Annotated in this window: 18 protein-coding genes and 1 pseudogene; 13 read left to right on the top strand and 6 right to left on the bottom strand. The window is 62.0% G+C overall.

The window, feature by feature from the left end; translation table 11 throughout:
• Window positions 1–81 precede the first annotated feature (81 nt).
• The 8 genes and pseudogenes from WI754_RS04740 (at window position 82) to WI754_RS04775 (ending at window position 8,670) form a co-directional block, all read left to right on the top strand.
• Window positions 82–1,071 carry an ABC transporter substrate-binding protein gene (locus tag WI754_RS04740; RefSeq protein ID WP_349436505.1) on the top strand — a complete coding sequence of 330 codons (990 nt, stop codon included), beginning with the start codon at window positions 82–84 and terminating at the stop codon, window positions 1,069–1,071.
• Window positions 1,072–1,203: 132 nt separating this feature from the next.
• Window positions 1,204–2,757 (top strand): sugar ABC transporter ATP-binding protein, encoded by a 1,554-nt coding sequence (locus tag WI754_RS04745; RefSeq protein ID WP_349436506.1) that lies wholly within the window; start codon window positions 1,204–1,206, stop codon window positions 2,755–2,757.
• A 42-nt stretch (window positions 2,758–2,799) separates the two neighbouring features.
• A complete protein-coding gene (locus WI754_RS04750) occupies window positions 2,800–3,774 on the top strand; it encodes an ABC transporter permease (protein ID WP_349436507.1) in 975 nt (324 codons plus the stop codon).
• A 97-nt stretch (window positions 3,775–3,871) separates the two neighbouring features.
• Window positions 3,872–4,891, top strand: a complete 1,020-nt coding sequence (locus WI754_RS04755; protein WP_349436508.1) for a zinc-binding alcohol dehydrogenase family protein — start codon at window positions 3,872–3,874, stop codon at window positions 4,889–4,891.
• Window positions 4,888–5,751 (top strand): amidohydrolase family protein, encoded by an 864-nt coding sequence (locus WI754_RS04760; RefSeq protein WP_349436509.1) that lies wholly within the window; start codon window positions 4,888–4,890, stop codon window positions 5,749–5,751. The genes WI754_RS04755 and WI754_RS04760 overlap by 4 nt, the downstream gene beginning before the upstream one ends.
• Window positions 5,752–5,936: 185 nt before the next feature.
• Window positions 5,937–7,213: pseudogene (gene phaZ, locus WI754_RS04765) on the top strand (polyhydroxyalkanoate depolymerase).
• 143 nt (window positions 7,214–7,356) lie between these two features.
• On the top strand, window positions 7,357–7,788 hold the full coding sequence (locus tag WI754_RS04770; RefSeq protein WP_349436510.1) for a DUF2852 domain-containing protein: 432 nt from the start codon (window positions 7,357–7,359) through the stop codon (window positions 7,786–7,788).
• Window positions 7,789–7,911: 123 nt separating this feature from the next.
• A complete protein-coding gene (locus WI754_RS04775) occupies window positions 7,912–8,670 on the top strand; it encodes a M48 family metallopeptidase (RefSeq protein ID WP_349436511.1) in 759 nt (252 codons plus the stop codon).
• An 8-nt stretch (window positions 8,671–8,678) separates the two neighbouring features.
• Here WI754_RS04775 and WI754_RS04780 read toward each other — a convergent pair whose 3' ends face one another.
• The 3 genes from WI754_RS04780 to WI754_RS04790 are packed head-to-tail and all read right to left on the bottom strand — an operon-like array spanning window position 8,679 to window position 9,510.
• On the bottom strand, window positions 8,679–8,879 hold the full coding sequence (locus WI754_RS04780) for a YqaE/Pmp3 family membrane protein (protein ID WP_349436512.1): 201 nt from the start codon (window positions 8,877–8,879) through the stop codon (window positions 8,679–8,681).
• A 56-nt stretch (window positions 8,880–8,935) separates the two neighbouring features.
• Window positions 8,936–9,301, bottom strand: a complete 366-nt coding sequence (locus WI754_RS04785; RefSeq protein WP_349436513.1) for a type II toxin-antitoxin system VapC family toxin — start codon at window positions 9,299–9,301, stop codon at window positions 8,936–8,938.
• Window positions 9,295–9,510 carry a CopG family transcriptional regulator gene (locus WI754_RS04790; protein WP_349436514.1) on the bottom strand — a complete coding sequence of 72 codons (216 nt, stop codon included), beginning with the start codon at window positions 9,508–9,510 and terminating at the stop codon, window positions 9,295–9,297. The genes WI754_RS04785 and WI754_RS04790 overlap by 7 nt, the downstream gene beginning before the upstream one ends.
• A 126-nt stretch (window positions 9,511–9,636) precedes the next feature.
• Here WI754_RS04790 and WI754_RS04795 point away from each other — a divergent pair, with 126 nt between their 5' ends.
• The 5 genes from WI754_RS04795 (at window position 9,637) to WI754_RS04815 (ending at window position 14,812) form a co-directional block, all read left to right on the top strand.
• A complete protein-coding gene (locus WI754_RS04795; protein WP_349436515.1) occupies window positions 9,637–10,323 on the top strand; it encodes a phosphoribosylanthranilate isomerase in 687 nt (228 codons plus the stop codon).
• Window positions 10,320–11,540 carry a tryptophan synthase subunit beta gene (gene trpB / locus WI754_RS04800; protein ID WP_349436516.1) on the top strand — a complete coding sequence of 407 codons (1,221 nt, stop codon included), beginning with the start codon at window positions 10,320–10,322 and terminating at the stop codon, window positions 11,538–11,540. Before WI754_RS04795 ends, trpB begins: the two co-directional genes overlap by 4 nt.
• A 4-nt stretch (window positions 11,541–11,544) precedes the next feature.
• Window positions 11,545–12,384 (top strand): tryptophan synthase subunit alpha, encoded by an 840-nt coding sequence (gene trpA, locus WI754_RS04805; protein WP_349436517.1) that lies wholly within the window; start codon window positions 11,545–11,547, stop codon window positions 12,382–12,384.
• A gap of 50 nt (window positions 12,385–12,434) precedes the next feature.
• Window positions 12,435–13,355, top strand: a complete 921-nt coding sequence (gene accD / locus WI754_RS04810; RefSeq protein WP_349436518.1) for an acetyl-CoA carboxylase, carboxyltransferase subunit beta — start codon at window positions 12,435–12,437, stop codon at window positions 13,353–13,355.
• A gap of 113 nt (window positions 13,356–13,468) precedes the next feature.
• Window positions 13,469–14,812: a folylpolyglutamate synthase/dihydrofolate synthase family protein gene (locus WI754_RS04815; RefSeq protein WP_349436519.1), complete on the top strand. Its 1,344-nt coding sequence runs from the start codon at window positions 13,469–13,471 to the stop codon at window positions 14,810–14,812.
• A 61-nt stretch (window positions 14,813–14,873) separates the two neighbouring features.
• Here the strand turns inward: WI754_RS04815 and trxA are convergent, their stop codons facing one another.
• The 3 genes from trxA to addB form a co-directional block, all read right to left on the bottom strand.
• On the bottom strand, window positions 14,874–15,197 hold the full coding sequence (gene trxA / locus WI754_RS04820; RefSeq protein ID WP_349436520.1) for a thioredoxin: 324 nt from the start codon (window positions 15,195–15,197) through the stop codon (window positions 14,874–14,876).
• Between the two features lie 87 nt (window positions 15,198–15,284).
• A complete protein-coding gene (gene addA / locus WI754_RS04825) occupies window positions 15,285–18,851 on the bottom strand; it encodes a double-strand break repair helicase AddA (RefSeq protein ID WP_349436521.1) in 3,567 nt (1,188 codons plus the stop codon).
• Window positions 18,841–22,026 carry a double-strand break repair protein AddB gene (gene addB / locus WI754_RS04830; RefSeq protein ID WP_349436522.1) on the bottom strand — a complete coding sequence of 1,062 codons (3,186 nt, stop codon included), beginning with the start codon at window positions 22,024–22,026 and terminating at the stop codon, window positions 18,841–18,843. Before addB ends, addA begins: the two co-directional genes overlap by 11 nt.

The raw sequence follows: 22,026 nt of genomic DNA on the forward strand, positions 1-22,026 counted from the left end.
CGATAAAAGGTCGAACTGTTCGCGTCTTGCGGCTCGATCCGAGGAGAACTCAACAAGACGCTGTTGGAGGAGAACAACACCATGACCCTTATGAAGCATATCCTGACGCGCCGCGCCTTCACCAGCCTCGCTGGCGCAGCCGTGTTCGCGACCATGATGCCGATGACATCGTTCGCTCAGGACGTCACCATCCCGATCATCGTCAAGGATACGACGTCCTTCTACTGGCAGATCGTTCTGGCTGGCGCCCGCGCTGCCGGCAAGGATCTCGGCGTCAATGTGCCGGAACTCGGCGCGCAGGCCGAATCCGACATCAATGGCCAGATCAGCATTCTTGAAAACGCCGTTGCCGGCTCGCCGGCCGCCGTTGTCATCTCGCCGACGGAATTCAAGGCGCTTGGCAAGCCCATCGACGAAGCTGCCAAATCCGTGCCGATTATTGGGATCGACTCGGCCGCTGATTCCAAGGCCTTCAGCTCGTTCCTGACGACGGACAACACGCAGGGTGGCCGTATCGCCGCCGACGGCCTCGCTGCCGCAATCAAAGAAGCAACCGGAAAGGAAGAGGGCGAAATCGCCATCATCACCAACCTGCCGGGCGTCGGCTCGCTGGATCAGCGCCACAATGGCTTCATGGAACAGATCGCCGCGAAATATCCGGGCCTGAAGGTCGTCGCCGACAAATATGCCGACGGCCAGGCGACTACCGGCCTTAACATGATGACCGACCTGATCACGGCGAACCCGAACCTCGTCGGCGTCTTTGCTTCCAACCTGATCATGGCGCAGGGCGTTGGCCAGGCGATCGCTGAAAACAAGCTCGGCGACAAGATCAAGGTCATCGGCTTCGACAGCGATGAAAAGACGGTTGGCTTCCTCAAGGAAGGCGTGCTCGCCGGCCTCGTCGTCCAGGATCCCTATCGCATGGGCTACGACGGCGTCAAAACCGCGTTGGCCGTCTCCAAAGGCGAGAAGGTCGAGGCCAATGTCGATACCGGCGCCAACCTCGTGACCAAGGCCAACATGGCTGATCCGAAGATCGACGCCCTTCTGAACCCGAAGGTCAACTGATCCAAGACAGGGCGGCAGGACAATACCCGTTTGGGTCAACTGTCCTGCCGCCTGCTGCACAATGCGCTCTCGACCTGCTTCAGCCCGAAACATCGGTTTGAGGCAGGTTTTTGGATAGGGAGGAAAGCCGCCATGACAGGACTTTACGACGTCAGCCACCGGCACGAGGAGGGCGCGGCGACGGTTGCCAGGCATCCCGTTCCCAGGGGGCAGCCGATCCTGGAACTGCGCGGCCTGCAGAAGAAATACGGTGCCGTCGAGGCCTTGAAGCCGGCCAGCTTGACGTTCCTGTGCGGCGAAATCCACGCCATCGTCGGCGAAAACGGTGCCGGTAAGTCGACGCTGATCAAGCTTTTGACCGGTGTTATCCGGCGAACGTCCGGCGAGGTTTTCTGGTGCGGCGAACCCGTTCAGCTTTCGAATCCGACGGAAGCGATCGCACGCGGCATCAATGCCGTCCATCAGGAAGTCGTGCTCTGCCCGCATCTGAGTGTCGCCGCCAATATGTTCCTCGGTGACGAGATGAACAAGAACGGCCTGATGCGCAAGCGGGCCATGACCGATGCGGCGCAGGCCGTGCTCAACGATCTCGGCTTCAACCTTCCGGCGGCTGCCATTCTTTCCAGCCTGACGATCGGCCAGCAGCAGCTCGTTGCTACGGCGCGCGCTGCAATGCGTGGCACGCAGTTTCTGATTTTCGACGAGCCGACCGCCTATCTGACCCGCCAGGAATCGGCGCAGCTATTCCGGCTCATTCGCCGGCTTCAGGCCGAAGGCGTGACCATCGTCTATATCAGCCATCGCATGGAAGAAGTCTTCGAACTCGCCGATCGCGTTTCGGTCCTTCGCGACGGCACTCATGTTGGCACCCGCAAGATCAGCGAGACCAACGATGCCGAGCTGATCGCGCTGATGATCAACCGCACCATCGAACAGATCTACCACAAGGAAGCCCTGCCGATCGGCGCCACCATCGTCGAAACGCGCGGTCTTACCGGCCCCGGTTTCGAGGATGTCTCGCTGTCGGTGCGCGCGGGCGAAATCGTCGGCCTTTATGGTCTGATCGGTGCAGGTCGCAGCGAATTCGCGCTCGGGCTCTATGGCCGCCAGCCGGTGACATCGGGCGAAATTTACTGGGAAGGCAAGAAGGTCGAGATCCGCAACGAACGTCAGGCGATGGATCTCGGCATTGCGCTGGCGCCGGAAAGCCGCCGCGACCAGGGGCTCTGCCTCAATCTGCCGATCGGCCTCAACATCAACCTGCCGGTGTTCGACCGGCTGACGAGCGGTTTCACCATCAACCGTCGCCGCGAGATCGAAAACGCCGACCGGCAGATCAAGGACCTGAAGATCAAGACGCCGACGCGCCGGGTGCTGGCGTCCGCCATGTCCGGCGGCAACCAGCAAAAGATCGTCATCGGCAAGTGGCTCAGCCACGGCGCCAAGCTGTTCATTTTCGATGAGCCGACCGTTGGCGTCGACGTCGGCACCAAGGCGGAAATCTACCGATTGTTTGCCCGGCTGCTGGAGCAGGGGGCAGGCATCATCCTGATCTCGTCCTATCTGCCGGAGGTCTACGAGCTTGCCGACCGGCTGCATGTGTTCCGACAGGGAAAACTCGTGGCCAGCCACAGCTATCGCGGCGGCTCGCACGAGGACGTGCTGACCCAGGCGATCGGCGTTTGAGATCGTGAAAAGACCAGAAGAAAATATGCGTGGAGGAAAATCATGACCGTTGAAGCGACGACAGAAGCGGCACCAGTGCCGAAAAGGGGCATGAACATCCTGTTCGGCCTGACTTTGCTTGGCCTTCTCTTGTTCCTCTGGCTGGTTCTGGGCATCGCCACAAACAGCTTCTGGACCCCGAACAACATCAGCAACCTTTTGCGGCAGGGGGCGATGACAGCCATTCTCGCCGTCGGGCAGACCTTCGTCATCATCACCGCCGGCATCGACCTCTCCGTCGGTGCGGTGGTCGGTTTCGCCAGTGTCGCGGTCGCCTGGCTGCTCGCCGCTGGTGTGCCGCTCTGGCTGGCGATGATCATCACGCTGCTGATCGGCGTGCTGATCGGCGCGTTCCACGCTTTCGGCATCGTGCGCATGGGGCTTCCGGCGTTCATCATCACGCTGGCGACCTTGACGTCGCTGCGCGGCATCGGCCTTCTGATCACCAACGGTTCGACGATCTCGATCAGCAACGAGGCTTTCACGAATTTCTCGCGCGCCGATTTCCTCGGCGTTCCCAGCCTGTTCTGGATGGTTATCGTCGTCGCCATCCCCGCCTATGTCTTCCTTCACTTAAGCCGTTGGGGCCGCTATCTCTTCGCCGTCGGCTCCAACAGCGAAGCGGCGCGTCTCTCCGGCGTCAACGTCAACCGGACGATCTATCTTGCCTATATCCTCTCCTCCACTTGCGCTGCCTTTGTCGGCCTGCTGCTTGCCTCGCGCATCGGCATCGGCAACGCCACCCAGGCGGAAGGCTGGGAACTGCAGGCGATCGCTTCCTCAGTCATCGGCGGTACCAGCCTGTTCGGCGCGGTCGGTTCGGTGCAGGGCCCGCTGCTGGGCGCCTTCATCCTGGCGACGATCAACAACGGCGCCAACCTTCTGAACGTCAACTCGTTCTGGCAGCGCATCATTACCGGCGCGCTGATCATCGTCATCGTCTACTTCGACCAGCTGCGCCGCCGCGGCTCGCGCTGATCGTCTGCTCCCCCATCCGGCTGGTTCCGATCCGGCCGGATGCTCCTCGGAAGCCTGTTCCCAACCTGTTGCGGAAGATTACAAGGAACTGCCTGCCATGAAAGCGGCGATCTGCCTGGAGCCCGGGCGCCTCGACATCATTGACCGACCGGTATTGCCGGTGCCGCCGAAGGGCTGGGCACGGCTTGCAGTCAGCCATGTCGGCATTTGCGGAACCGATTATCATATCTTCGAAGGCAAGCATCCCTACCTCGAATATCCCCGCGTCATGGGTCACGAGATCTCTGCGCGAGTGATCGAATCCGGGCAAGGAGTTTCGCTGGAACCGGGAACCCCTGTTATCGTCAATCCCTATCTTTCCTGCGGAACCTGTGTCGCCTGCCGCAAGAACAAGCCGAATTGCTGCACGGCGATCAAGGTTCTCGGCGTGCACACCGACGGTGCCTTCTGCGAAGAGATCCTGGTGCCGCAGGGCAATCTTTATCCGGCTGGCGACCTGTCGTTGGAGGCGGCGGCGACCGTCGAGTTTTTGGCGATCGGCGCCCATGCCGTGCGCCGTTCGCTCGCTCCGGCCGGATCGCGGGCGCTGGTCATCGGGGCCGGACCCATCGGCCTTGGCACTGCATTGTTTTCGCGTATCGCCGGCCATGAGGTAACGCTGCTCGATGCGAGCGTTGAGCGGCTGGACATGGCAGCGGATCGGCTTGGATTTACGCACGGCATTCGTGCTGGTGACGGCGCCTTGGATGCGGTGCTGGCGGTGACAGGCGGTGATGGCTTCGATGTTGTCTTTGACGCCACCGGCTTCGGCGGTTCGATGGAAAAGTCCTTCGCCTTCGTCGCCCATGGCGGCTGCCTGGTCTTCGTCAGCGTCGTCAAAGACGACATCCGGTTCTCGGATCCGGAGTTCCACAAGCGCGAAATGATGCTGGTCGGCAGCCGCAATGCGACGCGCCAGGACTTCGAGCATGTCGCCGCCTCGATCCGCGCCGGTCGTGTGCCGGTCGAAGCGCTGATCACGCATCGCACGACGCTAAATGATGTGGTGAATGACCTGCCGCGCTGGGCACATGAGAAGGCAGGATTGATCAAAGCCGTGGTGCAGGTGTCGCCATGACGCGTATCGACGCGCATCAACACTATTGGACGCTGGGCCTAGGCCACAACGACTGGCCGCCGCCGGAGCTTGCGCCGATTTACCGGGATTTCACGCCGGATGATCTGATGCCGCATCTGGCGGCAGCGGGCATCACCAAAACCGTGCTCGTCCAGGCGGCACCCAACCTGGCGGAGACCGAGTTCCTGCTTGAATTGGCGCAGTGTGAAGAAACCGTCGCCGCCGTCGTTGGGTGGGTGGACGTGTGGTCGCCAACGGCGCGTTCCGATCTGGAGCGGTTCAAGCTCCATCCGAAGTTCCGGGGAATCCGTCCGATGCTGCAGGGCATCGAGGATGCGTTTTGTATTCTTCAGCCCGAGGCGATCCGCACGCTCGAGATGCTGCCGGACCTTGGCTTGCGCTTCGATGCGCTTGTCCAACCGCGCCACCTGCCGGTGATATCGGCGCTCGCTGACCGCTTGCCCTCCCTGCCGATCGTTGTTGATCACGGAGCAAAACCGTTCATTGGCAAAGGAATCCTCGAGCCCTGGCGCGCTGACATGGCAGCGCTCGCCCGGCGGCCGAATGTCTGCGTCAAGCTCTCCGGACTGGTGACCGAAGCGGGGAGCGGTTGGACGGTCGACGAGCTGAAACCCTATGCAGGCTATCTGATCGAGATTTTCGGACCGCAGCGCGTCATGTTCGGCAGCGACTGGCCGGTTGTTAATCTCGATGCAAGCTATGAGCAGTGGTGGCTGGCTGCAAACGAACTGCTGCGGAACCTCGACGAAAGCGCGCGCCAGGCTGTTTTCCGCACGAGCGCGGCGCGCTTCTACGGGATTGATCTTGAAGGGCAGGTTCGGGCAAGCGGCTTTACCTAGTATCAAGCCATCCATGACACGGTTAGGGCTTGCCCTGCCGGGAGGGAGGCATATTTGTTGCGTCGCACAAGAAAAGTGCTACTGTTTGCCTCGCTTGCGGACACGCGGACACAAAGAACAGAATGCAAGGTTGCGTCCGGTTGGGAGCGGCGTTGTCGTCTACGGTAACAAGGAGAACGCTTCCGATGTTTTACCAGCTTTATGAGCTCAATCATGCGATGATGGCTCCTTGGCGCGCCGCGGCGGATGCCATGCGGCTGGCCTACGCCAATCCGCTCAATCCCATTGCCCACACCTATTTCGGCCGCATGGCCGCCGCTGGCCTCGAAGTTTTCGAGCGCACGACCCGTCGCTACGGCAAGCCGGAATTTGGTCTGCCGGAAACGATCGTCGATGGAACGTCTGTTGCCGTCAATGAGCGCATCGTCTGGCGCGAGCCCTTCTGCAACCTCATCCATTTCGAACGTGCAGTACCGAAAACCAGGACGGCCGATCCCAGGGTGCTGATCGTCGCGCCGATGTCCGGACACTATGCGACGCTGCTGCGTGGCACTGTCGAAGCGCTGTTGCCGCAATCGGATGTCTATATCACCGACTGGATCGATGCCCGTATGGTGCCGCTGACCGAGGGCACCTTCGACCTCGATGACTACATCGATTACGTCATCCAGATGCTGCATTTCCTCGGACCCGACACCCATGTGATCGCCGTCTGCCAGCCGGCGGTTCCGGTACTCGCCGCCGTGGCGCTGATGGAAGCGAATGACGATCCGCTGTCGCCGTCCTCGATGACGCTGATGGGCGGCCCGATCGACACGCGCATCAACCCGACCTCGGTCAACCAGCTCGCCGAAGACAAGCCGATCAAATGGTTCCGTGACAATGTCATCATGCCGGTGCCGTTCCCGCAGCCGGCTTCATGCGTCCGGTTTATCCCGGCTTCCTGCAGCTTTCCGGCTTCATGTCGATGAATCTTGACCGCCACCTGACCGCGACGAAGGAGTTCTTCGCACACCTTGTTAAGAATGACGGCGACGCCGCCGAAAAGCACCGCGACTTCTACGATGAATATATGGCCGTCATGGATCTGACGGCGGAGTTCTACCTCCAGACGGTCGAGACCGTCTTCATACGCCATGCCCTTCCGAAGGGCGAGATGATGCATCGCGACCGCCGCGTCGACACGACCGCGATCCGCAAGGTCGCACTGCTCACGGTCGAGGGCGAGAACGACGATATCTCCGGCGTCGGCCAGACGAAGGCGGCGCAGACGATCTGCACGAATATCCCCGAGAACATGCGCATGCACCACATGCAGCCGGATGTCGGCCACTACGGCGTCTTCAACGGATCGCGGTTCCGTCGCGAGATTGCGCCGCGCATCACCGCGTTCCAGCGTGAGCATGCCCGCCGCGCCAAGCCGCCGGTGCCGCGGGTAATCAAGGGCGGAAAGACGGCCTGATCCGGCTTATATCGATTTCATCGGTCGATATCAGGGGTTTGCTGGAATCTGCGAAGGTTTGTCTTGCAGAGCGGCAGACCCCTTCCCATCTCGTTATAAGCGGGCCCGAAGGAGAGGCCCACTTTTAGCGAGGACTTCTGAACATGAACCAATCTGCATTGATCCGTCCGGACTGGACGCCAGCGACCATTGCCATGATGGTGCTCGGTTTCGTGGTTTTCTGGCCGCTTGGTCTTGCCATGCTTGCCTATATCCTGTTCGGCGAAAGGCTGAAATCCTTCAAGAAGGACGCCAATTCGACCGTCGACGGCGTCTTTTCGTCGTTCAAGCGTGGCGGGGGCCGCGGCTTCTGCGGTCCGCAATTCCGCACCGGAAACGTCGCCTTTGACGATTGGCGCGAAGCAGAGCTTGCCCGCCTCGACGAGGAACGCCGCAAGCTCGATGAAATGCGCCAACAGTTCGACGACTATGTTCGCGAGCTGCGCCGCGCCAAGGACCAGGAAGAATTCGACCGCTTCATGCGCGAACGCAATTCCGGCGGTTCCGGCTCGGTGCCGGGCTTTCCCGGCCGTTGATCGCAGCGGTGAGATAAACGACAAAACCGGCGTCCTACCAGATGCCGGTTTTTCTTTTTGATAGGGATCCGCGCCGCCAATGCGAATCATGCGTCCTTCAAACGAATCGGTTATCACATCTTCATGTTCTCTTTGCTTCGCAAGTCACGCCAAGCCAAGCTCCCGCCACCCCCAGTGCAGCGGACGATAGACGTTGCCGGCAAGGCGATGCCGCTGACCATCCGTCAGAATGCCCGCGCCACGCGGATGACGCTGCGGATCGAGCCCGGCGGCCGGGCGTTGAAGATGACGATCCCGGCCGGACTGCCGGAGCGTGAAATCAATGCCTTTCTCGACCGGCACCAAGGCTGGCTGATGACCAAACTCGCGCGGTTTTCCGGCGAAAGCGTTCTGGAAGAGGGCGGCACCATCCTGCTACGCGGCGTTGCCCACCGGATCGAGCGCACCGGTAAGCTGCGTGGTCTGACCGAAGCCGTCATCATCGACGACGAGCCTGTGCTCCGCGTGAGCGGAGCCGAAGAGCATCTGCGGCGCCGGATCGCCGATTTCCTGAAGAAGGAGGCGCGGAAAGACCTGGAACATCTTGTGGCGATCTATGCCCGGATGGTCGGCCGAAAGGTCAAGTCGTTGAGCTTCAAGGATACGCGCAGCCGCTGGGGCTCCTGCGCCGCCGATGGGAGCTTGAGCTTCTCCTGGCGCATCGTCATGGCGCCGCCGAAAGTGATCGACTATTTGGCGGCGCACGAGGTGGCGCATTTGCGCGAGATGAACCACGGACCGGATTTCTGGGATCTCTGCGAGGAGCTTTGCCCGGCCATGGACGATGCCAAGCGCTGGTTGAAGCGCAACGGCACGATGCTGCACGCGATCGATTTCGATTGATCCGACGCTCAGCGCCGATACTGGTTCCCCAAGGCTTCCCTGATCTTTTCGTCCGTCTTGTACTGGCTGAGCGCATAGACCGACCAGATCGCAGCCGGAACCCAGCCGATCAGCGTGATCTGCAAAATCAGGCAGATGATCCCCGCGATCGGCCGGCCAATGGTGAAAAATTGAAGCCAGGGCAGGATAAGGGCAAGCAGAAGGCGCATGGGGTTCTCCGAGCTATTTGCCTCGATATAGGAGGCCATAATGGCGGTGCAACGGTTTAGAGGATGTAGGGTACGCGGATGAAAGGCGAATCCGTCGCGAAGTCCTTTGTATTCCTCGTGACAAGAAGCATGGAATGGACCGCCGCGGACGCTTCTATAATCGCGTCCGGGAGCTTGCTTCGCCGCTTTCGGCGCACATTCACCGCGAGATCGGCAATCGGCGCAGTCAGTCCGATCACATCGAAACTGGCGAGAAAGGCGCGCGTCGCCTGCTCCACCTCTTCCCGTGCGCCGGTCACGACTTCCATCCACGAGATGATGCTGATGGCCCGCTCTTCGTAAAGGGCCAGTTCATCGCGTGCCTGCGGCACACCGTTCAGGTAATCGATCAGGATATTGGTATCGAACAGCGCCTTCACCACTCGCTGCGAACCTTCTCCTGATATTCCAGCCCGTCCATTCCATCCCCACCCCAGAGCCCGAAAGCATTGTCATTCTCGATCCGGCGATGACGCCGAACATAATCATCGATAGCCGCACGGACGACGGCCGCACGCGACAGCTTTTTAGACTTAGCGATATCTTCCAGCGCCTGAACCTGCCGCTCGGTAATGTCAATCAAGGTTCTCATTGGTCACTTGCCATATATCGATATATGATATCATCCCGTTAGAATGCTGTCACTCTGATGGTCTCGAAGCCCGTATTTGTCGGTTTCAGGCTCGACTCGCGCGGCATTTCATGTCAGGTCGCTGTCATGAAAACGGAAGTGAAAATTTGCGGGCTGAAGACTGTCGAGGCCGTGGATCGGGCCGTCGCGCTCGGTGCGCGCCATACGGGTTTCATCTTCTTTCCGAAGAGCCCGCGCAACATCGAGCCCGATGATGCCGGCCGCTTGGCTGATCGCATTCGCGGCAAGGCGAAGATCGTCGCGGTGACGGTCGATGCGGATAGCGATCTGCTCGACGAGATCGTCTCGGCACTGTCGCCGGATATGCTGCAGCTTCACGGCAATGAAAGCCCCGAGCGTGTCCTGACGGTCAAGGCCGTCTATGGACTGCCGGTCATGAAGGCACTCTCCATTCGCGACGCCGACGATCTGAAGCGGATCGAACCCTACATCGGCATTGCCGACCGGTTTCTGCTCGATGCCAAGCCGCCGAAAGGCTCGGAACTGCCGGGCGGCAATGGCGTGTCTTTCGACTGGCACCTGCTCGACGCGCTTGACGAAGGCGTCGATTACATGCTTTCCGGTGGATTGAATGCGGGCAATATCGGTGAAGCCCTGGCGCTCACGGGCGCAAAGGCGGTCGATACGTCGTCCGGTGTCGAAAGCGCGCCGGGCGTCAAGGATATGAAGCGCATGGACGAGTTTTTCGATGCCGTTCTGCGCGCGGAAACGGCGATCGCCGGAGATAGAGCATTGGCAGGGAGAAGCGAGTGAACGCGACGCCAAAATTGAATTCGTTTCGATCGGGTCCCGACGAGGATGGCCGCTTCGGCATTTTCGGTGGCCGCTTCGTTGCCGAAACCCTGATGCCACTGATTCTCGACCTGCAGGATGAGTGGAACAAGGCCAAGACCGATCCGGAATTCCAGGCGGAACTCAAGCACCTCGGCGCCCACTATATCGGCCGGCCGAGCCCGCTTTATTTCGCCGAGCGGCTGACCGAGCATCTCGGCGGTGCCAAGATCTATTTCAAGCGTGAGGAGCTGAACCATACCGGCTCGCACAAGATCAACAATTGCATCGGCCAGATCCTGCTTGCCAAGCGCATGGGCAAGACCCGCATCATCGCCGAAACCGGCGCCGGCCAGCATGGCGTCGCTTCGGCAACGGTCGCGGCGCGCTTCGGCCTTCCCTGCGTCGTCTATATGGGCGCGACCGACGTGGAGCGCCAGGCGCCGAACGTCTTCCGCATGAAGCTGCTCGGTGCGGAAGTGAAGCCGGTAACGGCAGGCTCGGGTACGCTGAAGGACGCGATGAACGAGGCGCTGCGCGATTGGGTCACCAATGTCGACAGCACCTATTATCTGATCGGCACGGCCGCCGGCCCGCATCCCTATCCGGAACTCGTCCGCGATTTTCAGTCGGTGATCGGCACGGAAGCGCGCGAACAGATTCTTGAGGCCGAAGGCCGCCTGCCTGATCTGGTCGTCGCAGCCGTCGGCGGCGGATCGAATGCAATCGGCATCTTCCATCCGTTCCTGGACGACGAATCCGTCAAGATGGTCGGCGTTGAGGCCGGCGGCAAGGGGCTGGAAGGCGACGAACATTGCGCCTCGATCACGGCAGGGTCGCCGGGCGTGCTGCACGGCAACCGCACTTATTTGCTGCAGGATGGTGACGGACAGATCAAGGAAGGCCACTCGATTTCGGCCGGCCTCGACTATCCCGGCATCGGTCCGGAACACTCCTGGCTCGCCGATATCGGCCGCGTCGAATATGTGCCGATCATGGACCATGAGGCGCTGGAGGCATTCCAGGTGCTGACGCGCCTCGAAGGCATCATTCCCGCGCTGGAGCCGAGCCACGCGATTGCCGAGGTCATCAAGCGCGCGCCGAAGATGGGCAAGGACGAGATCATCCTGATGAACCTCTCCGGCCGTGGCGACAAGGACATCTTTACCGTCGGCAAGTTACTCGGAATGGGGCTGTAACAGCATGACCGCACGCATGGACAAACGATTTGCCGATCTTGCCGCCGAACGCCGCCCGGCGCTCGTCACCTATTTCATGGGCGGAGACCCGGATTTCGAAACGTCGCTGGCGATCATGAAGGCGCTGCCTTCGGCTGGCTCCGACATCATCGAGCTCGGCATGCCGTTTTCCGATCCGATGGCCGATGGCCCGGCGATCCAGCTGGCCGGTCAGCGTGCGTTGAAGAGCGGACAGACGCTCGCGAAGACGCTGGAGATCGCCCGCCGTTTCCGTGCCGACGACCAGCAGACGCCGATCGTCATGATGGGCTACTACAACCCGATCTACATCTACGGCGTCGAACGCTTCCTCGATGATGCGCTGGAAGCGGGCGTCGACGGCCTGATCGTTGTCGACCTGCCGCCGGAAATGGATGATGAACTCTGCATCCCGGCGCTGAAGAAGGACGTCAACTTCATTCGCCTCGCGACCCCCACCACCGACGACAAGCGGTTGCCGAAGGTTCTCGAAAACACCTCTGGTTTCGTTTATTATGTCTCGATGAACGGGATCACCGGGTCGGCTCTGCCGGATCCTTCCGTCGTCGGCGGCGCCGTACAGCGGATCAAGAGCCATACGACGCTGCCGGTCTGCGTCGGCTTTGGCGTCAAGACGGCCGACCATGCACGTGCGATCGGCGCGTCGGCCGACGGCGTGGTCGTCGGCACCGCCATCGTCAATCAGGTGGCATCCAGCCTGACCGAGGACGGGAAATCGACGGGGGCGACGGTGCCGGGCGTGGAAGCCCTGGTGCGTAGCCTTTCCGCCGGCGTTCGCTCCGCACGACTTGTAGCGGCCGAATAATTGCCCACATTATGGGGCAGGACCGGTTTTAAATATTCAGGAGTTTGGATTTGAACTGGATCACAAATTACGTTCGACCGAAGATCAACTCGATGCTCGGCCGCCGGGAAGTTCCGGAAAATCTCTGGATCAAATGCCCGGAAACAGGCGAGATGGTGTTCCATCGCGATCTCGAAGAGAACAAATGGGTCATTCCCGCCTCCGGCTTCCATATGAAGATGCCGGCTAAGGCACGGTTGAAGGATCTGTTCGACGACGGCGTCTATGAGGCACTGCCGCAGCCCAAGGTAGCGCAGGATCCGCTGAAGTTCCGCGATTCCAAGAAGTATGTCGACCGCCTGCGCGACAGCCGCGTCAAGACGGATCTGGAAGACACGATCGTTGCCGGTGTCGGCCGCGTCCAGGGCGTCAAGCTCGTCGGCGTCGTGCATGAATTCAATTTCATGGGGGGCTCGCTCGGCATGGCGGCCGGCGAAGCGATCATAAAGGCTTTCGAAAAGGCGATTGCCGAAAAGTGCCCGCTGGTCATCTTCCCGGCATCGGGCGGCGCGCGCATGCAGGAAGGCATCCTGTCGCTGATGCAGCTGCCGCGCACCACGGTTGCGGTGCAGATGTTGAAGGAAGCGGGTCTTCCCTATATCGTCGTGCTGACGAATCCGACCACCGGCGGCGTCACCGCCTCCTATGCGATGCTGGGCGACCTGCACCTTGCCGAACCAGGCGCCGAAATCTGCTTTGCCGGCAAACGGGTGATCGAACAGACCATCCGCGAAAAGCTGCCCGAGGGGTTCCAGACATCGGAATATCTGATGGAGCACGGCATGGTCGACATGGTCGTCAAGCGCCACGATATCCCCACAACGCTCGCCCGCGTCCTGAAAATCCTGATGAAGAAGCCGATGGATGCTGCCAAGCTGAATGGCAGCGGAGCGCTTGCCGCGTTGCCGATCGCAGCTTCGGCCAGCGTTTGAGGGCACCCTGCGTTCACCCCGAGCGCAGGCGGAATGTTGAAAATTTGAGATTGTAGCGTTCTCGGCTCGCTCGATAGCGTGCAGCGCTCCAACGGCGGTTTGCAGGAGCGGTGATGACGACAGCGCATGTCAGCGAGGCAGGGCAGGAGATCGACAAGCTGCTGGCCCTGCATCCCAAGGGCTTCGATCTGTCGCTCGACAGGATCACGCGGCTGCTCGACACGCTCGGCAATCCGCAGGACAGGCTGCCGCCGATCATCCATGTCGCCGGCACCAACGGCAAGGGCTCCGTCACCGCCTTTTCGCGGGGCATCCTGGAAGCCGCCGGTCTCAGCGTCCATGTGCATACGTCGCCGCACCTCGTCAACTGGCACGAACGCTACCGCATCGGCAAAAAGGGCGGGCGCGGCGCGCTGGTCAGCGACGCCGTCCTGGCGGACGCGGTCCGCCGCGTGGCAGAGGCGAACGGCGGGCAGAAGATCACCGTTTTCGAAATCCTGACGGCCGTCACCTTCCTGCTCTTTGCCGAACATCCGGCAGATGTGGCGATCATCGAGGTCGGCCTCGGCGGCCGCTTCGATGCGACCAATGTCATCAAGACGCCTGCCGTTTCCGTCATCATGCCGATCTCGCTCGACCACCAGGCCTATCTCGGCGACCGGGTCGAACTGATCGCCGCGGAGAAGGCCGGTATCATGAAGCGCGGTTGCCCGGTGGTGATCGGCCATCAGGAGGAAGACACCGCGCGCGACCTGCTGGTGTCGACGGCCGAGCGCCTGAAATGCCCGGTCTCCGTCTATGGACAGGATTTCATGGCGCATGAGGAATTCGGCCGGTTGATCTATCAGGACGAGTTCGGACTTGCGGACCTGCCACTGCCACGCCTGCCGGGCCGCCACCAGCACGCCAATGCTGCCGCCGCTATCCGCGCCGTCAAGGCTGCCGGTTTCGATCTGACCGAGGGGGCGATCGAAACGGGACTGACGACTGTCGAATGGCCGGGTCGGCTCCAGCGCCTGACCGACGGCAAGCTCGTTTCGCTTGCGCCGAAGCGCGCGGAAATCTGGGTCGATGGCGGACACAATCCGGGCGCGGGACAAGTCATCGCCGAAACCATGGCCAATCTCGAGGAACGCGACCCTCGTCCGCTGTTCCTGATCATCGGGATGATCAACACCAAGGATCCGGTCGGTTATTTCAAGGCCTTCAAGGGGCTGGCCGAACAGGTCTTTACCGTGCCGATCCGCGGCTCGGATGCCGGGATCGACGCGGTGGCACTCGCCGACGACGCAGGCGTGGCCGGCTTCGAGGCAACACCGCTCGAGACGGTGGCCGAAGCGCTGGCGACCATCACAGAGATGTTTTCGAACGATCCGGCATCGCCGCGCATCCTGATCGGTGGGTCGCTCTATCTGGTTGGCGACGTGCTTGCCGATAACGGCACCCCGCCCCAGTGATCACGATCAACAAAAAAGCCCGGTCTCCCGGGCTTTTTCAATTGTGTTCCAAAATCAGGAATTAAGCGGCTGCGTTGGAAATCCAGGACGACAGCGCGGTCTTCGGAGCAGCGCCGACCTTGATGTCGGAGACTTCGCCGGCCTTGAACATGGCGAGCGTCGGAATGGAGCGCACGCCGTACTGGGCAGCGATTTCCGGGTTCTCGTCGATGTTGACCTTGGCGACCTTCACCTTGCCGGCAAGTTCGTTGGAGATTTCTTCGAGGCTCGGGGCGATCATCTTGCAGGGGCCGCACCATTCGGCCCAGAAATCTACGATGACCGGCTCGGCGGCATTCAGCACTTCATCCTGAAAATTGGAGGTATCGACTTTTACGGTAGCCATAGGCTGCTCCTTGTTTCGAAATCGGCGTTCTTCGAACGGTTGGGCAAGATGTGATAGCGGAACGCATCTTTTTCAATATTCGGTATCTCACTTCTTCGAGAGCTCCACAAGGCTCCTGTCCAGCATCTCCCGCGGCAAAGTCAGCACCGCAGGGCCTTCGGTGTAGATCAGCGCGCACCGAAAGGCGTGGTCGGGATAGAGCGGCGCGAGAAGAGTGCGGTAGATCGCCAGCTGCGCCCGGTAGACGAAGGGTACGTCTTCCGGCGAAGCGGGTACTTCCCGGTTGGTCTTGAAATCGGCGAGAATGACCGTGTTGCCGGAGACTGCAAGCCGGTCGATGCGGCCGGAAACGGCGAAATCGCGCGTCCCGAGCGTCAACGTGCCCATCACGGACACTTCCGCGCGGCTCGTCTCGGAAAACAGTGCGGCGAGTTCCGGATGCTCGATCACGCTCAGCACCGAAGCCGTCAACGCTTGCCGCTCGCTTGCCGACCAGCGGGGCACGGAGCGAGCCAGGTAGCGCTCGGCGGCGGCGTGCCGTTCCTCGGGCGCGATCGACGGCAACACCTGCAGGAAGCGGTGCAGGATCGCACCCCGTAGTAGAGACCTGTTGGCGCCGGCTTTTTGCGAGAACAACGCCGAACCGACGATGGCGGCTCCATCGTCCTCGTCAATGATGACACCCGCGCCGGAGGGGCTTAACGGGCGCGGCAGGTGCCGTTGCGGCGGCAAGGGCTGCAGAAGGGAGGCGGGCAGGCCCACTGGCCGGACATCTGCAGCTTCCTTGACAGCGTCCTGCGTCTCCAGGTCGCGAGCGGCGGATGAAGCCTGCCACGAATAGCCGGTCCATTCCTGATTGCCCGCCGTGAATGTCTTGGGCGTGCTGCGACCGCACTCGTCCCCGGACAGGCTTGTCGTGACCATGGCATGCCAGCTTTCGGGATTGGCCCGTTTGCCCTGATAACCACAGACGATCAGTCGGTCTGCCGCACGCGTCATGCCGACATAGAGAAGCCGGCGATATTCCTCTTCGGCGGCGGTCTTCAGCCGAGCGGTGTCCGCGTCGATCAATGTGTTGGACGCCGCCCCCGGCGGCCGCCAGGCAGGAAGCGGCAGTGCTGCGTTGCGATTGTCCGGCTGGATCAGGCGCAGGCCGGAGACATGCTGCGAATTAAAAGCCTTGCCGCCGCCATCGACCAGGAACACCACCGGCGCCTCCAGCCCCTTGGCGGCATGCACGGTCATGATGCGCACTTCGTTGCGCTCCTTGTCCTGCTCGCGCTTGACCGTCGGCGCTTCCATTTCGAGACCGGAAATGAAGGCCTGCAGGCCGGGCAGCCCGTTTTTCTCGTGATCGAGCGCAAAGGTCAGGAATTCATCGAGGATATCGCTGACTTCGGTTCCGAGCCGGCCGAGGAAAGCGGCGCGGCCGCCGTCATGACCGAGGATACGGGCGTAGAAATCATGGACAGGCAGCGTGCGCGACAATGCCCTGTATCGCTGCAGCTTTTGCAGGGCACCTGTGTAGCGCGCGCCCTCGTCGGCGCCGAATTCCTGCAGGCGTTGCCAGACGCTGACCGACAGCGGACGGGAGACCGCGAGATCCCTGACGTCGTCCTCACCCAGATTGAACAGCGGGCTTTTGAGGAGGGCGGCGAGCGAAAGGTCGTCCTGCGGCAGGAGCACGAAGCGTCCAAGCGCCATCAGATCCTGCACGGCGATGTGGTTGGTGAGAACAAGCCGGTCGGCCCCGGCAACCGGAATGTTGCGGCGCGTTTTCAAGGCTCGGGTGAGAGCGTTGACGAAGGCATCGCGCTTGCGCACGAGAACGATGACGTCGCCCGGCTGCATCGGCCGCTTGATACCTTTTTCGATCACCGTTTCCTTGCCGATCCAATCGGCGAGCACGGCGGCGATACGTTGGGCAAGAATGTTAGCCGGCGCATCCTCGGGTGTAGCGTCGAAGGCAGCGGTCCAGTCATCCTCCTGAATGCTGTCGGCCGGCGCGATCGCATCCCACACTTCGACCAGACCGGGGTGACCGATGCGGTTGGAGGCATGCACGACCGCATCCTGCCGGGCGCTGAGCCCGCGCGCGTGCAGCGGATTTTCGAACACAGTATCGACGGCCGACAGAACGTCCTCGGTCGAGCGGAAGGAGAGCTGCAGCCGGATCGGGCTGAAGGCCTTGCCACTGTCGCGGACGCGCCGCTCCGTCTCGATGCTCTCGTCGGAAAAACGTTCGGGCCGGGCACCCTGAAAGGAGTAGATCGATTGCTTCTCGTCGCCGACGGCAAACATCGTACGGTTACCAGCACGCGCCGTTTCGCCGGAGAAGAAATCCTCCGCCAGCGACTGGATGATGGTCCATTGCACGGGGCTCGTATCCTGCGCCTCGTCGACCAGAATGTGGTCGATGCCCTGATCGAGCTTGTAGTGGATCCAGCGGCTGACATCGCCGCGCGACAGCAGCGCCGCCGTGCGGTTGATCAGGTCGTCGAAATCGAGCTGGCTGCGGCTTTTCTTGATGTCCTCGTAATCGCCGTTCAGCCGGTCAGCGAGGGTGAGTGCCGCTTTCGTCGCCTCGAACACGGCGACGAGGTTAAGACGATCCATGGAGGCGGCGATGTGATCGCGGGCGGCGAGGACAAGAGACTCCAGATCTGGTGCCTTGTCGCGGACCGGTTTCGAGATGAAGACCGAATCGGCCTTGATCTTGCCGTTCTGGGTGTAGAACAAGTCCCGCAGCATGTTGAAGCGTTGCAAGGGATCGGCGAGCTTGGCGACGGCGCGAAGACCGTCGGCGAATTCCGCAACCTTCGCCCCGCCGTCCGAAAGCGCGATGCCGATGTAGCGCTCAAGCGTTGCGCCGTTTAGACCCTTCAATGGCCAGAATCCGGCTATCGCTGTCTCGGACGTTTCGTCCGGTCCGAGATCGAGCGCTGTTCGAAGCGCCGGGTCGATGCCACCGTTAAGATTGGCATCCTCCAGAAATGCCTGAATGGCGGTGCGGTTGGCGACGATTGCCGTCAGCAACTTTTCGAGCCCGGTATCGTCGGCGAGATCGAGAACGGTCGCAAAGGCTTCCGTCAGTTCGCGGTCATCCTCGCTTGCCGTCGCCGTGAGGTGCGCGCGGCGGGCATCGGCAAGAAGCGTTGCGGAAGCACGGTCGTCCAGTACCGAGAAATGCCCGGCAACGTTGGCTTCGAGCGGAAACTGGTGCAGCAGCGCCTCGCAGAAGGCGTGGATCGTCTGGATCTTCAGTCCGCCCGGCGTTTCCAGTGCCCGGGCAAACAGGCGCCGCGCTTCCTGGCGTTTCAGCAGATCCGGCCGCGCGCCCTCGATCGCCGCAATCCGGTCATCCAGCGCCTCGTCGTCGAGCGTCACCCATTCGGCCAATCGCTCGAAGACTCGGTTGGACATTTCCGACGCGGCAGCCTTGGTATAGGTCAGGCAGAGAATGGCAGACGGCCGGCATCCGGATAAGAGTAGCCGGATAACGCGCTGCGTCAGCACATGCGTCTTGCCCGAGCCGGCGTTGGCCGACACCCAGGCCGAGCGGGCGGGATCGGAAGCAAGCGCCTGCTTGGAGGACGTCCAGTCGAGCCACCCTTGAGGCGAAGGCTCGAGAGGGCCGAAATCGTCATCCCTCATTGGCATCCTCCTCGCCTTCCGCCGTCGCCCATTCGGCAACGCGGGCAAGATGATCATACTCGCCGCCGTAATCGCGCTCTTTCTGCACAATCACGCGTGAGGCAAAGCCGTGTTTGCCGTTCATCAGGGCGGTGAGGAGCCCCGCCAGTTCCTTGAGCGATTCCCCGGCCAGTTGCTCGGCGGATTTGGTCTCGACGTTGGCGCGCGTTTTGGCGTGTTCGTTGTTGACTTCCTCAGGCTTAAATCGTTCGCCGGGTTTCAGGCGGACATAGACCAGCGACTGCGGATGCCGTGATCCCGCGTGCTTGAAAGCGCCCGCCTTGAGCGCGGCGGCTTCGAGCGCCAGTTGCGGATCAAGCAGCGCACGCGCCTCGTTGACCGACGGGCTGGAGCCGGTCTTGTAATCGACGATCACGGCGCTGCCGTCGCCGAGAATGTCGATACGGTCGGCAATGCCGGTCAGCTTGATGTCCTCGACGCCGATCTCCATCGAGGCATAAAGCTCGGTGTAGGATTTCCGGATATCGGCGTGGCGAGCGATTTCCCACTCGATGAAGGCCTTGCCAACGGCGGCAAAGCGCGGTCGCCAGACGACGTCGATATGGGCGGGCAGCGCTTGTTCGTCGAAGGCCTCGTTGATCAGCCGGCTCATTTCCTGCGCCGCGTCCGGTGACGCGGGATCGAGATCGGCGCGGACGAAGCGTTCGACGATCTTGTGATAGAGCGTGCCGCGCTCGGCCGCACCCGGATCGCGGTTGAAGGGATCGATCGGCTGCAGGCGCAGGATTCGCTTGGCATAGACAGCATAGGGATCGCGTCGCAGGCGGGCGACCTCGCTGAAGGAATAGCTGCGCGGCTGCAGCTCCGGCGAAGGTTTCGGCTCCGGGCGGGTCGCCAGTGGTTGCGTAACGCCCTGGTCGAGCATGCCCGCCCAATGATGATAATCCCTGCCGTTCTCGCGAAGCCTTGCCGCGAAATCGCGGCCGCCGACGGCGAGAAGCCGTTGCAACCAGCGCGAGGCGACGGTCGGCGTGGCACCCTTGCGCATCGCTCGTGTCAGGATGAGCTTGCGGGTGCCGCAAGCCATCTGGAAATCATGGGCCAGCTGGCCGATGCGCCGCTCCGGCGGCTCCAGGCCGATGGACGTTTTCATGGTGCGCGACAGGAAAGGATCATTGGCGGTCTGCCCGGGCCAGGTGCCTTCGTTCATGCCGCCGAGAACGACGAGATCGACGCTTTGCAGACGGGATTCCAGTGCGCCGAAGATAAACACGCGGGGATGGCGCATGGAACGCGGCTTTATCGCCTCGCTCGCCGATAGCGCCTCCATGATGTCGCTCCATTGGGGTCCGTCGGCGGTCATCTGGCCGTCGGTGTCGATGACGGAGCGAAAAAGGGTCGCCAGGGCTTCGCCGGCTTCACCCGACCAGAGACCGGCAAGACTGCCGCGTTCGTCGACGGTGGCCGCTTCGAGCGCTGCGCCGGTTTTTTCTGCCCATTCGGCAAGCGTCAAGGCCGCGGTCAGACCCCGGCCGGTTCTGTGATGGCGCACCAGCGTTCCAGCCAGCGGTTCTACAGCGGCGGCAATGCGCCGGGCAAGATCGCGGGCCCGCTCGATCGCCGCCTCGTCGATCCGGCTGCGCCATTCCGGCAGATGTCTTTTGTTTCCTTCGCGCTGGAGCGCCTCGTCGAGAAGAACCACCAGTTCGGAAATATCGGCGCTGCCGGTGCCGCCGCGCAGCGCCATCAGTTCCAGCGTCTCTGCCGTTGTGTTCATGACATCCGTGGGTAGGCCGAATCGCGCCAGCGGATGCTTCAACAGGGCGGTGATCGAAACCGGATCGCCGGGCCGCAGAGCGGCCTCGAGAAGCAGCCGCGTCAGGCTGCCGGGGCCGGTCGCCGAAAGCGGTGTACCGGCCGAATCGTCGGCCTCGATGCCAAACCGCAGGAGTTCGGCCGCCACCCGGCGGGCAAGGTCTCGGTCGGGCGTGATCAGTGCGGCCTGGCTTTCCTCGCTGCCGTGCAGAGCGAGCCGAAGGGCGATAGCGATCGCCGTCGCCTCCTCGCGTTCATTGGCCGTCTCGATCAGCGCGGCATCCTTAAAGGCGTCCGTAAGCTGGGCCTGATCGACGGCGCCGCGAAGGGCTGTCCAGCCGCTCGTTGCCTGAACCGGCAGGAGGGCATGGGACATGATCTCCGCGCGATAATCGAGGTCAGCGTCCGCTGTGCCGAGCGGCATGACATCGCGGCGGTCGATGCCCATGCGGTTCAGCAAGCGGAAGAAGCCGTATTGCGGATGGCTGCGGCTTGCCGGATCACCGGCCAGCTTGGCCGTTTCCGGCGCGATCATCATCCACTCCGCATTGCCCATCGTCCGGTCGAGACCGGGCAGCACGATGGTGCCATTCGGCAGTTTTTGCACCGCGGCGATCAGACTGGCCGTCGCGGGGATAGAGCCGGTCGACCCGGCGATAATGATCGGTCCGGTGACTTTTCCGTCGGCGATACGCTGCCTCTCGGCTTCGAGGATGGCGTTGCGGTGGCGGGCGGGCGAGGATTGCTTGAGCTCCTCCAGTCGCTGCGGCCAGTAGGTGCGGGCGATCTTGAGGAATTCGAGCGTTAGCTGCCACCACAGCGCATGGTCGGCGTCGTCGAGTTTGTCGAGCGCCTCCCAATCCAGCTCTTCGGTTTCCATCGCGTCGATGATCTCGGAGAGATTGCGGGCGAGCCAGATCGCGTCGGCGGGGCTTGCGGGAGCTATCAGCGGGCTTTCCGCGTGCACATCGACCACGGCCTTCGGAAGCTGGTTTCGCCAGGCGAGGATGAGGCGGCCAAGCTCGATCAGCCGGGCGGTGTTCGTCAAAGGCGGCGCCAGATCGAGGATCGCCGGGATTTCCGCGTCGAAGAAGCCGCTGTCGTCGTCGGTTTCCCCCAACGCCCGGATCATTGGCAGGATGGCAGAGCGGCCGCCGAGGCTATCGACCAGTTCCGAGCGCAAGACGCGCGCCGAGCGGCGGGTCGGCACGAAGATCGTGATGCCGGCAAGGGCCAGCGGATCGGCTTCCGCATAGCGAAAACCGGGCACCAATTCGCCGGAGCACAGCTTTTCGACCAGCGTCTTCAGGAAGGGAAGGCCAGGGGGAATGGTGAAAACGTTGGAAACGGTTTCCGCCAT

The sequence above is a fragment of the Pararhizobium sp. A13 genome, assembly GCF_040126305.1.
Classification (GTDB): domain Bacteria; phylum Pseudomonadota; class Alphaproteobacteria; order Rhizobiales; family Rhizobiaceae; genus Pararhizobium.